Genomic DNA, 11,682 nt, shown 5'->3' on the forward strand with positions numbered 1-11,682 from the left:
ATGGACAATAAAACCGATCTATCAACGGCAAGATGCCCGCCCAGAAAGATTCTGGTGACCGGTGGCGGGGGTTTTCTGGGCAAAGCCATTGTCCGGCAGCTGTTGGCCAATGGTCATCGGGTGGCCAGTTTTTCGAGGGGTTCCTACCCGGAGCTGGATGCCCTGGGTGTCAGGCAGTTTTGCGGCGACCTGGCCAATGCCGGCGCGGTCAAGGACGCCGTTCGCGGCAGGGACGCCGTTTTTCACGTGGCCGCCAAAACCGGCGTGTGGGGCGCTTTCGCGGATTATTTCAGGTCCAATGTAACCGGTACGCAGAATGTGATCGCCGCCTGCCGATCCTGCAGGGTGCCCGCCCTGATTTACACCAGCAGTCCCAGTGTGGTCTTTGACGGCAAGGATATGCAGGGGGTGGACGAGTCGGCCCCCTACCCGACCCATTTCCATTCGCCCTACCCGCAGACCAAGGCCATGGCCGAACAGGCCGTGATGGCGGCGGCCTGCGCGGAATTAAAAACCGTCGCCCTGCGGCCGCATCTGATCTGGGGACCGCAGGACAATCACCTGGCGCCTCGAATCATCGCCCGGGCCGCAAGCCTGCGGCGGGTAGGTGATGGTAAAAACCGGGTGGACACGATATATGTGGACAACGCCGCAAACGCCCACGTGCTGGCCATGGAGGCGCTGGGGAAAAACCCGGCGGTTTCGGGCAGGGTCTATTTTATCAGCGACGACAATCCCATCGGCTTGTGGGAGATGGTGGACCGCATCCTGGCTGCCGGTGGAAAACCAGCGCTGAACCGCACCCTGTCACCCGCGGCAGCCTATGGCATGGGCGCCTTGCTGGAGTGGGCATACCGCACATTCGGCATTTCCGGGGAGCCGAGGATGACGCGCTTCGTAGCCCGTGAACTGGCCACCTCGCACTGGTTTGACATTTCCGCCGCCAAGCTGGAGCTGGGTTACGCTGCCCACATTTCAATCGATGAAGGGATGAAACGGCTCCGGGCCTGGCTGGCGGAAAGCGCTTCCCTATCTCCTTAAAAAAATGGTAAAAGGTGTTGCCGGGATGTACACGTAATGCATATGCCGTTTAAGTCAACCAAGGAGTGTGACTGTGGAACTGACCGATCTTTTACCCCTGGAAAAATGGGCTGAACTGGAAAACGAAATCCATGCGCGTTCAGGGCTGGAGTCCAATGTCTTCAACACCGACGGAATCCGGATTACCGACAACAAGGTGTGGGTCAACCGCCTGTGTCCGGCCATCAAGGCCACTGATAAAGGCCAGAGTTTTATTTGTGCCGTGGCCCACATGAATCTGGCCAACCAGGCCAGGGATCAGAAAAAACCGGTAATCGAGGCGTGCGACGCCGGCCTGATGAAAATTGTGGTCCCCATTTTCGTGGACGGCGATTTCATCGGAGCCATTGGTGCCTGTGGAATGCTTCCCGCGGGCGGTGAGGTCGACACCTTCCTGGTTAACAAAATGACGGAAATCGACGAAGAAAAAATTGAGCAGCTGTGCGAGGACATTGCCGTCATCGAGACGAATTCAGCCGAGGATGTGGCCCAGTTCATCTGGGAAAAAATTGATGCTGTGGTGGCAGAGGCCTGATTGACCTTGTTTCTCTGAGTTGCCTGCGATCCCCGCCTGGCCGATCAGACACTCTCCATATCGAACTCTTCGAACCCAAACCAGAAACCGGTTTGACTCAGGTGGTCCAGCTCGAACTGAACTGCCTCGACGTGGTTGTCCTCAATTTCAAGCAAGCGCGAAAACATGGCCCGGTGCTCAGACGACACCTGATCGACCAGTTCCCTGTAGAACCGGCTGGTTTCGATCTCCATCTCCAGCGCCCGAGAGAGCATCTGCTGCTTCAGGCCACGGGTATCCGCGCTGATTTTCGATTTCAGGGCGGCTGCTTCCCTGCGAATGGCCGTTTTGTCGGGGATAATTGAATCCAGCACCGCAGCGGTCACCACTCCCAGCCGCTGCCACTCGTCGAGTCGGCTTTCCAGGTAATCCACGTGCCGCTGCTCGTCGTTCGCCAGGGCCTGGAATATCTTTTTTGCGGCGGCGTCCCCGGTGCGGGTCCCCGCTTCGATGTACAGGTCTCTGATTCGGTTTTCAAATTCCAATGCGGATACGATGGCCGATTCCAGCTTCATGGGCTCCTCCTGTAGGTTGCAATTCATCCAGCTGCAAAAACGCTGCCCCGTTCCGGGCTACGCGCCCACCGTCTGAGGTCAGACAGCCTGCCCGTTGTCTCGGGTGCCCGGGCCAGTGCTATGGCAGCCTGATTCGGGCCGGAATGGTGCAGATGGGAATCGGCCGCATCTTGTGCCGATTGATACGATTGAATTTCCTGAAGATGGCCAGCACCTTTTGCTGCCTGTGGTCAAGCGCCTGTTCATCGCCCTGGGCGGCCTCGAATGCCATGGCCCATTCCAGTTCATCGTAAGTGGCCCCGATCTGGCTTTCATCGGAGCGATTGTCGCTCCACAAACCGTCCGTGGGCGGCGCCTGGATAATTTCATCGAGAATGCCCATCGCTTTCGCCAGCGCGTAGACCTCCGATTTCATCAGGTCGGCAATGGGCGACAGGTCTACTCCGCCGTCACCGTATTTGGTGTAAAACCCGACGCCAAAATCCTCGACCTTGTTTCCGGTCCCGACGACGAGCATGCGGTGATGGGTGGCAAAGGCGTAGAGGCTGAGCATGCGCAGCCGGCTTCGGCTGTTGGCCATGCTCAAATCATCCTGAATGGGAGCGGGAAGCACACCTTTCAGCGATTCGAATACCGGTGTCAGGTTGACCGTAACCCCTTCGACATTGGCATAGCGAACCTGCAGCCATTGAATGTGTTTGGCGGCGCGGCCGATTTGATCGGACGCCTGGTGTATCGGCATGTTCAGCGCTTTGACCGGAAAACGACTCGCGGCGCACAGCGTTGAAGTGACTGCCGAATCAATGCCGCCGGAAACGCCGATCACAAAACCCTTCATGGCCGATTGTTCAAGATACCGGGTGAGCCATTTGACAATGTGTTCGATGACAGGCCGGGTTTGCAAGGTCGCTCCCTTCATAGAAAAATTGGTCCGCCATACGGCAGGTTAAGCGGATATCAATGCGCATGGATCACCAACGTATCGGCCACCAGCTCCCATAGATATTTCACGCTCAGGTCTTTCATGCCATAGGCTGCTTTGATGCTGTTTATCTGCCCGTGACAGCTGTGGCAGGGAAGCACCAGCATGGTTGCCCCGGTTGCACGGACCTGTTCCATCTTGCGGCGGCCGTAAAAAATCCGTTCATCACTGTATCCCGTGGTCAGCGCGCCGCCGCCGCCGCCGCAACAGGTCTGATACAACCGGTTGGGATGCATATCGACCCAATCCTCGAGGCATTGGTCCATGATCCAGCGAGGCTCTTGGAAAAAACCATGCCCGAATTTTTTCTGGGCCCGCCGGCCGTAATTGCATGGATCATGATAGGTAGCACGACCCTTGAACCGCTGCCTGTCCAGGCGGATGCGCCCGCTGCGGATATACCCGATCAGCAGGTCGAAAACCGTAACCGTATTGAATTCCTCCAGCGCTTCGGGAAACCATGTCTGCAGACCGTACCTGGTCGCCAGATAGGCATGCCCTCATTCAGGCCAGAGCAGCGTATTGGCTTTCAGACGGCGCATGTTCTCCACAATACGGCCGGCCATAATTTTGACGGCTTCGTCATCGCCGGTAAAATAGCCCCAGCTGGTGCCCTCCCAGTTGTCCGACGCCACCGTCCAGTCTTCTCCGGCGGCATGAAAAATTTTCCACCAGGGTTTGAGATCTTCAGTGTGGGTGTTAACCAGCTTGTTGTGAATGGTGGTAAGCAATCGGGCGCCCCGCTTGTCGATGGGCACGGTAAACCCTTCGAAGCCCGGTTCCGCGTTAATCTCTTCGGCGACGTCTTCCAGGATGAAGATAAAATCCTGTTTGGGGAGGGAAAGATTGTTGCCGGTTTCTAAAGCGGCGGTGAGGCCTTTGTATAAAATACCCGGCACCTGTTTGCCTTCACGCAGCGAGCGGATGCGCCGCGTGATGCCGGAGATATCGATTCCCATGGGACAGACCTGCTCGCACTTGCCGCACATGGTGCAGATCCAGGGCCAGCGGGATTGAACCACCTGATCCACCATGCCCAGCGACACCATGCGCACCATTTTGCGTGGATCATAGTCGTCGACCCCGGCTGCGGGGCAGACACTGGCGCACATGGCACACGTCAGACAGACATCCTGTTCATGGGGCCAGGCATCACAGCAGTCCGGATTCAAATCTTCCAGGCGAGTCGACCGATTCTTGGCCATTTTGTTTTCCCCTCGGTGGGTTGTCCACCCGGTTGAAGGCAGGAGCGGGTCTGATACCCGTCAAGCACCATTAACCACCCTGATTTGATTGACAAATTCATTGATCACGAAAGCGAATTCGTTGCCCATATTGGCCGCTACCGAGGTGATACGCACCCGGTCCTGCTCCAACCCTGCCGCCGTCAACAGATTACGAACCGAATCCGCACGCTTGCGGGCAACCTGGTTGCCGGTTTCCGATTGGCAGTTGTCGGTGTGGCAGGTGCAGAGCATCACCCCTGCTGCTCCGGCTTCAAAACCAGCCAGGATGTGACCGCCGGCAACCGAGCCGCCGCAGGGCACCTCGACAAACTGCACCCCGACAGGCAGTGCATGACCCATCAGACGAGTCAATGCCAGTGCCCGACCCGCCGAACGCGCGCAGCCTAAAACCAGGATTGGCGAAACCGTGTCCGAGGCAGTTGCCGGTGACCCCGATGGCTGCATTCGCCGTTCTATTTCGGCGTCGATCTGCACCCCTTCCATTTCGATGGCCCTTGCCGGGCAGCCCGCCATGCAGATTCCGCAGCCCTGGCAGGCGTTTGCCACAACCGATATGTGGGAACCGATGTCAATGGCCACATGGGGGCAGAGCCGGAAGCAGGTCAGACAACGCGCGCAGCGGCCGCGTTGAATGGTCACCACCGGCAGCGCCTGCGCATCCAGATCATGCAGGAAAGCCAACACCTTCAAGCTGACCTGATCGGCATCCGCCATCTGTTCGTCTGCGGACAGAATACCACGGGATCCGCCGGCCACAAAGACGCCGGAACGGTTGGTGGCGTTGCTCAAGCGGCGGACATTGTCCCCCTGTGCAAAACCAAGGCCGTCCCGATGGATCCCAAGTTTGTGCGCCAGGGCATCCAGGCTGGAATTCGGTTGCACGTCTTCATCGACGATGAGCCAATCGGCCTCGAGTTCAAAAGTGCCGCGGGTCAGATCATCTTTATAGGCAATGGCAAAACGGCCGTCTGCCATGGACTGAATGGTTGGATAGGCGCGCGTGAATTTAAAAAAAAGGGTCCCGGAGCGTTTGGCCGTTGTGACCATATCCTCGACCCCGGCAGCGGCCACCTTGAGGTTTCCAGTCATAAAATAAGTGCGAATGCCGGTTCGATGCTGCATTCGAAGACAGCTGTCCAGCATACGCCGGGTGATCGACGGATGGCTGTCGACCTGCCAACCGCAGAGAAACACGATATTGACGCCGGGTTTAAACAGTTCCTCCGCAAAAGCATGGTCCAGCTTTTCTTCCAATACGGAAAGGGCCATTACCCGTGAACCGGGTGTCAGCCCGTATGACGCATAATTTGGCCAACGTGTGTCATCCTCCGCCACGATGATGGCAGGCACTTTTTTATGCAGCAGGGCATGTTCATGTTTCAGCTGCAGTTCAAAGTTGCCGGCAAATCCACGGCAACGGGTCAATTCCGTGCCGGTCAGCCACCGCATCGTATCGGGATTGTCCGTTGGCCCAGGCAACGCATCCTTTGTCACCAGGCATGTATCGATACCGCAATCGGCAAGATTGGCGGCGATTTTCCGTGCGCATGCGTCCCTGCCGAAGATCATGACTTCAACGGGCGGCGACGTTTTCTCCCACCGGTCGCTGGGGATGGATTGATTCATTTCAGTCATCTCAGGCCTAAATAGCCGATGATTTGAAAAACCGTTCTCTCGGCACTGCTAACGCTTTCGGCAATGCTCATGGGTCCCGTAGCTGCGCCGGCCGTGTAGATCCCAGCCGGAGATGGGCGGCGGTCATCGCCGGACGGGGAGATGAATCCGCTGTCATTCAAGGGCAAATTGAGCATCCGGGCCACGCGCTTATTGTCTCCGGATGGAAGCAGACCCACGGACAATATCACCACGTCAAAAAAAGCCTCTTTGGACACCTTGGTTTCCGGATCGAAATAGATCACTTCCAGTTCATCTTTTTCGGTTCTGATAATATCTCCGGGAATGGCCCTGATCATCTCGATGCTTGTGCGGGCGTTTGCGTAAAAACACTGAAAATCTTTCCCGAAATTCTGCACGTCGATATAGAAAAAAGCAATCTGTGCATCGTTCTGGCGGGATTGAATCAGACGCGCCATTCTAAGGGAAGAACCGCAGCATATTTTCGAACACCCGGGATGGCCCTGGCGGGCATCCCGGCTCCCAACGCATTGAATAAAGGCAATCCGACCCGCCAGGCGACCATCTGATGGCCGCTTCATGAGCGTCTTTTCGCGCAACAGCCGTTCCGCATCCAAGCTGGTAATGACATTTTGAAACAGCCCATAGCCATAGGGTTTGTGGCTGGGAATGTAAGGCGCAAAACCGGTTGCCACCAGGATGGCATCCACATGGATCTGACCCGACCGGGTCCCGGCGGACAAATGGATTGCCCCCTGCGGGCAGGTCTCCCGGCACAGGCTGCAGGCACCATCATCGAAAAACCGGCAAAGATCCTGCCGGATGGCCACATAGGGACCGACCCGCGGGGCCTGACCCTGGAGAATGGCGCCCGGAACCGGGCACTTTTGAAAACATATCCCGCACCCATTGCACCGGTCGGCATGCACCAGCGGCGAATGGGAACAAAAGCTGATTTGATAGGGGCCTTGCCCGGAAATCGCTTCAATCTGCGTACCGGCATGGATGCTGACCTTGGGATTGCGGACCACGCCCATCAGTTGGTCTTCGGCTACACAGGCCCCGCATTTGACGCAGGAATCAGTGGCTTTGCAGCCAAGTTGGATCGCGTGACCGCCGAGAAAGGGTGATTTTTCGAAAAGCGACACCTCCACCCCCCAGCCGGCCAGCAGGCCTGCAGCCGTCAACCCGGCCACACCGGCACCAATAACAGCCACCTGATGACAATCCGCGTTCAACGCTTCCCTCCACCATCCGCAAAGGTGTAAAGCAATGCAAACTGACTATATCCTGAGCCAGGTCGCTGCGGCCATGATGCTGCCCATCAATCCGGCAGCAGGTCGTAAAAATACCTCATGGCATCGGAGCGGGTGATAATTCCAATAATCCTGCCATCTTCCACCACCGGGAGCCGACCGATGTCGTGGCGCACCATTTGCCGGGCGGCCTGAACAGGACTCTTCCCCGGATCAATGGTAACCACCTCGGCACTCATGAAGGCCTTGACCGGAGACTTGAGCTGATCCTGCCTGCGAATCTTTTTAAAGTCCCGCCGGGAAATGACACCCATCAGCTGGCCATCATCCACCACCGGCAATCCGGTGCAGCCACGCTGGCGAAGAATCTTGGCCACGGCTTGCATGGATGTATCCGACGCGACCGAAAAAACGGGGAAGGACATGAGGTCGCTGATCCGAACGGACGACTGCTGGTTGCCTTCGATAAGATCGATGATCATCTGTTCGGCAGCTTCGGGATTGACGCCCTTGAGCATGGCGCTGCCGGCACCGGGGTGGCCGCCCCCGCCCATGCTCTTCATGAGGGTGCCCACATCCAATCCCTGGTTATCGCTGCGGCCGATGACCATGCATTTGCGGCTGCCGTTTTTCTCCCGGTTCACGAACAGGCCGAAAGCTGCATCGACGTTGACAATGTCCCGGTACATGCGCACCACCAGGGCTAGGTTGCCCACGTGCCCGTTGATGTCGATTCGACTGATACTAACTGAATATCCGTTTATTTTCATCCGGTTGGTATTTCTGAGCATCTCGAAGAGCACATCTTTCTGTTTTTCCCCATAAGCGGGCCGAAGGAATTTGTTCACCAGGGTGAGGTCCGCCTTGTGATCCAACAGCCAACCGGCGGCATAAGCGTCTTCGGCCGTACACGACGAGAAGCTCAAGTTGCCGGTATCTTCGTACAAACCGGCCAAAAACAGCGTGGCCTGGATGGGGGTGATCAGCTTGCGCATGGCTTTCAGCTCACGCACCATCAGCGTAATGGTGGCCCCGACAGTTTCCTGACATTTCCAGGTCGCATCAATATCGCCCCCGGTATGGTGATCCCACACAAGGATTTCCAGGTCCCCACGCTGTTTCAGCTTGGCGATGGGGCCCAGCCTGGACCAGTCTGACGTGTCCACCACGATCAGGCGGGTGATCTTGCCGGTTTCGATATCCCAGCGATCCACATAATCGAAGACATCCTTGTGGATAGACATGAAGGCCCGCACATTGGCATTTACGGTTTTGGGAATGGCGGCGATGGCTCCGGGGTAGATCAGCGTTGCGGCAACCAGGGAGGCAAAGGCATCAAAATCGCTGTTTTTGTGAGTGGTGATGATTTGTGTCATGGATCAACTGTTTGGGTTATGACCCCGGTCCAGGGAAGCTCGGTCATCGATATCCGCTGAAGGTGCGTTCAGTTGCAACGGCAGCACCTGCTGGGCCCTGTATTCGAGCGCCAGGCGGTGCTTTTCAATCTCCGTGCGGCTCTCGATGCTCTTTTTGGCCAGCAGGTAGCGAAGGTAGACAATCCAGACCCCCATGCCCGCCACAGCCACCCCCAGGCAGATGAAGACCCATTTGAATCGGATGACGGCTTCAATTCCCGTGCGACCGAGATGGGTAATCATGTTGGGGATGATCCAGTAGGCGATTACCCCTACAAAGATCAGAAACCCGATGATAAAAATATTCATCCGGCTGACGCGGTACAGGATCGATTCGAGGCGGGATTCATACCCCGGCTCGCAGGCGGACCTGGAGGGGTCCCCCTGCAGCTCGCTGGCGTGGAAAATGGCCAGGTACGCCTTGACCACGAAGCCGAAAAGCAGCATGGCGCCTACCGGAATGCAGACAGCCGCCACGAACCAGGCCCGAAACGGGAACGGGCTCTCCCGGGTCTGCAACCGCACCTGGTAATTCTCAAAGGGACCGAAGGTTTTTTCAAAATAGTATTTGTTGAATTCGCTCAGGTTTTTGCCGCTGGTCTCATGAATGACATTACCGTTGACATCGATAACCTGCAGCCACGATTTTCGCCCTGATTTCATGGCGGCCAGCGCAAAAATCTCGAGTTCCAGCAAAAAAAGACCGACGATGATGATCATGAACAGGGTCTTGTTTTCCTGGATCAGATTGCTGATGCGCGTCGTTTTCACACTTGGGTTCCTTGCAATTTGTCCACCGCCATCGTCAGGGGTGCGGGTGGTCAGTTAGTTGCTTTACCGCTGGCCGCCACAGACGGCAGAATCGACGGGTTGTGTGGATAAATTGAACTGGCAACTTACCACAGCGGTGCTTTTGTACACAATCTTTTTTCGGATCTACCCCCTCTATGGGTTGGTTTCGCCTGTATTGACAGGCACCCCCAATTGTTCCATAAGGATGCTTCATTGCTACCTGCAACCCCTTTTGGAGCGCATCACATGAAAAAAATGATCATTTCGGTCCTGGGCTGCGACCGGCCCGGGATCATTGCCGCCGTCACCCGCATTCTGTTCGAACAGGACTGCAACATCGAAAACGTCAGCCAGACCATCCTTCAAAATGAATTCTCCGGTATTTTTATTGTCAGTGTCCCCAAAACCTTGTCCGAACAAGACTTGCACCGGTATCTGGACGACGGGCTCAGCCCCATGGGACTGCATGTGTATGAAAAGCGGCTTTCGGTTGCCGATGCCCCCCAGACCAGCCTTGCCAGCGAACCTTTCGTGGTGGTTACCAAGGGCCCGGATCGTAAAGGGCTGGTGGCGGGCATCACCGCCATCCTGGCCGCCCATCGGGTGAATGTGACCAACCTGCAGGCCGTTTTCAAGGGTGGTGACGACCCCAACGCCAACATCATGATCTACGAGGTGGATATCCCCACCGACGCCAACCACCAGGTCCTTAGACGGGATTTGAGGGAGAAGGCCCTGGCAATGTCCCTGGATATTTCCATCCAGCACAAACTGATTTTTGAAGCGATCAATCGCGTATAAGGACGGTTTCCATGTTCAGTGAACGAGAAATTCTCTCCGTTGTGGAGATGCTCAAAAACGAAAACCTGGATGTTCGCACGGTCACCTTGGGGCTCAATCTGCTGGATTGCGCCAGCGATGACATCGGCCGTTTCACTGAAAATATTTACGCCCGCATCACCGGTGCCGCCAAAAATCTGGTCCACGTGTGCGACGAGGTGGGCGACAAGTATGGGATCCCGGTGGTCAACAAGCGCATTTCGGTTAGCCCCATTGCCGTGGCCGGTGCACCTTTCAATGCCCAGCAGATGCTGCGTGTGGCCAGGACGCTGAACGAAGCGGCCAGTGCCGCCCGTGTAGATTTCATCGGCGGGTTTTCCGCCCTGGTCGAAAAAGGCATCGCCCGGGGCGATCGGGCGCTGATCGAGGCCATACCCGCGGCGCTGACCGAAACCCAGCGGGTGTGCGCATCGGTCAATGTGGCCACCACCCGGGCAGGAATTAACATCGATGCGGTGCTGCTCATGGGCAAAACCATCAAAGAGGCCGCCCGTCTTACTGCCGATCGGGACGGACTGGCCTGCGCCAAGCTGTGCGTGTTTGCCAATATTCCCCAGGATATTCCGTTTATGGCCGGCGCCTACCTGGGCATCGGTGAGGCCGATGCGGTCATCAACGTGGGGGTCAGCGGTCCCGGCGTGGTGAAAAAAGCCATCGACCGGGCGGTGGGATCCAACCCGGACCTCAACCTGGGGCAGATCAGCGAGATCATCAAACATACCGCCTATAAGGTCACCCGCATCGGTGAGCTCATCGGCCGTGAAGTGGCCCAGCATTTGGGCATCAAATTCGGTGTAGTGGATCTTTCCCTGGCCCCCACGCCCAACGTGGGCGACAGTGTGGGAGAAATTTTTCAGAGCCTGGGTCTGGCCCATATCGGTGTGCCCGGCAGCACGGTGGCCCTGGCCCTGTTGAACGATGCGGTGAAAAAGGGCGGCGCCTTTGCCAGCTCCAAGGTCGGTGGCTTGAGCGGCGCTTTTATCCCCGTCAGCGAAGACCTTAACATCTCCCAGGCAGCCGCCCTGGGCCATCTGTCCATCGAAAAGCTCGAAGCCATGACGTGTGTGTGCAGTGTGGGCCTGGATATGGTGGCCATACCCGGCGACACCAGTGAAGAGACCCTGGCGGCTATCATCGCCGATGAAATGGCCATCGGCGTGATCAACAAGAAAACCACGGCCACGCGCCTGATACCCGTGCCCGGTAAAAAAGCCGGTGACCACGCCTTTTTCGGCGGTCTGCTAGGTGAATCCGTGATCATGCCGGTCAACAACGCCACCGGTGAAAACCGTTTCTTGCGGCGCGGCGGACTGATACCATCGCCGATTCACAGTTTGGTTAATTGA

The 11,682-nt window shown here is 57.0% G+C and carries 12 protein-coding genes; 4 read left to right on the plus strand and 8 right to left on the minus strand.

The genetic code is table 11. The annotated features are described in order from the left end of the window. Nucleotides 1–1,041 (plus strand): NAD-dependent epimerase/dehydratase family protein, encoded by a 1,041-nt coding sequence (locus R6V78_RS18260; protein WP_410290819.1) that lies wholly within the window; start codon nt 1–3, stop codon nt 1,039–1,041. Between the two features lie 73 nt (nt 1,042–1,114). Next, complete coding sequence (locus tag R6V78_RS18265) at nt 1,115–1,615, plus strand: PocR ligand-binding domain-containing protein (RefSeq protein ID WP_410290820.1); 501 nt, start codon at nt 1,115–1,117, stop codon at nt 1,613–1,615. Nucleotides 1,616–1,659: 44 nt separating this feature from the next. Here R6V78_RS18265 and R6V78_RS18270 read toward each other — a convergent pair whose 3' ends face one another. The 8 genes from R6V78_RS18270 to R6V78_RS18305 form a co-directional block, all read right to left on the minus strand. After that, nucleotides 1,660–2,169 carry a hypothetical protein gene (locus R6V78_RS18270; RefSeq protein ID WP_410290821.1) on the minus strand — a complete coding sequence of 170 codons (510 nt, stop codon included), beginning with the start codon at nt 2,167–2,169 and terminating at the stop codon, nt 1,660–1,662. Between the two features lie 118 nt (nt 2,170–2,287). Beyond that, a complete protein-coding gene (gene nadE, locus R6V78_RS18275) occupies nt 2,288–3,073 on the minus strand; it encodes an NAD(+) synthase (RefSeq protein ID WP_410290822.1) in 786 nt (261 codons plus the stop codon). A gap of 53 nt (nt 3,074–3,126) precedes the next feature. After that, entirely contained in the window at nt 3,127–3,639 is a 513-nt protein-coding gene (locus tag R6V78_RS18280) for a heterodisulfide reductase-related iron-sulfur binding cluster (protein ID WP_410290850.1), read from the minus strand. 12 nt (nt 3,640–3,651) lie between these two features. Next, a complete protein-coding gene (locus R6V78_RS18285) occupies nt 3,652–4,356 on the minus strand; it encodes a 4Fe-4S dicluster domain-containing protein (protein ID WP_410290823.1) in 705 nt (234 codons plus the stop codon). A 60-nt stretch (nt 4,357–4,416) separates the two neighbouring features. Next, complete coding sequence (locus R6V78_RS18290) at nt 4,417–6,024, minus strand: hydrogenase iron-sulfur subunit (RefSeq protein ID WP_410290824.1); 1,608 nt, start codon at nt 6,022–6,024, stop codon at nt 4,417–4,419. 5 nt (nt 6,025–6,029) lie between these two features. Continuing rightward, complete coding sequence (locus R6V78_RS18295; RefSeq protein WP_410290825.1) at nt 6,030–7,250, minus strand: NAD(P)-binding protein; 1,221 nt, start codon at nt 7,248–7,250, stop codon at nt 6,030–6,032. Between the two features lie 107 nt (nt 7,251–7,357). Further along, on the minus strand, nt 7,358–8,665 hold the full coding sequence (locus R6V78_RS18300) for a CBS domain-containing protein (RefSeq protein WP_410290826.1): 1,308 nt from the start codon (nt 8,663–8,665) through the stop codon (nt 7,358–7,360). A 3-nt stretch (nt 8,666–8,668) separates the two neighbouring features. After that, entirely contained in the window at nt 8,669–9,475 is an 807-nt protein-coding gene (locus R6V78_RS18305) for a hypothetical protein (RefSeq protein ID WP_410290827.1), read from the minus strand. A gap of 267 nt (nt 9,476–9,742) precedes the next feature. Here R6V78_RS18305 and R6V78_RS18310 point away from each other — a divergent pair, with 267 nt between their 5' ends. Together R6V78_RS18310 and R6V78_RS18315 are read left to right on the plus strand one after the other, a co-directional pair. Then, entirely contained in the window at nt 9,743–10,297 is a 555-nt protein-coding gene (locus tag R6V78_RS18310) for a glycine cleavage system protein R (RefSeq protein WP_410290828.1), read from the plus strand. Between the two features lie 11 nt (nt 10,298–10,308). Further along, nucleotides 10,309–11,682, plus strand: a complete 1,374-nt coding sequence (locus R6V78_RS18315) for a PFL family protein (RefSeq protein WP_410290829.1) — start codon at nt 10,309–10,311, stop codon at nt 11,680–11,682.

Source organism: Desulfosarcina sp. (genome assembly GCF_046496365.1).
Taxonomy (GTDB): domain Bacteria; phylum Desulfobacterota; class Desulfobacteria; order Desulfobacterales; family Desulfosarcinaceae; genus Desulfosarcina.

Coding starts and splice junctions, on each gene's coding strand:
- R6V78_RS18310 (WP_410290828.1), top strand. CDS start 9,743: ATGAAAAAAATGATCATTTCGGTCCTGGGCTGCGACCGGCCCGGGATC.
- R6V78_RS18315 (WP_410290829.1), top strand. CDS start 10,309: ATGTTCAGTGAACGAGAAATTCTCTCCGTTGTGGAGATGCTCAAAAAC.
- R6V78_RS18290 (WP_410290824.1), bottom strand. CDS start 6,024: ATGAATCAATCCATCCCCAGCGACCGGTGGGAGAAAACGTCGCCGCCC.
- R6V78_RS18300 (WP_410290826.1), bottom strand. CDS start 8,665: ATGACACAAATCATCACCACTCACAAAAACAGCGATTTTGATGCCTTT.
- R6V78_RS18270 (WP_410290821.1), bottom strand. CDS start 2,169: ATGAAGCTGGAATCGGCCATCGTATCCGCATTGGAATTTGAAAACCGA.
- R6V78_RS18260 (WP_410290819.1), top strand. CDS start 1: ATGGACAATAAAACCGATCTATCAACGGCAAGATGCCCGCCCAGAAAG.
- R6V78_RS18285 (WP_410290823.1), bottom strand. CDS start 4,356: ATGGCCAAGAATCGGTCGACTCGCCTGGAAGATTTGAATCCGGACTGC.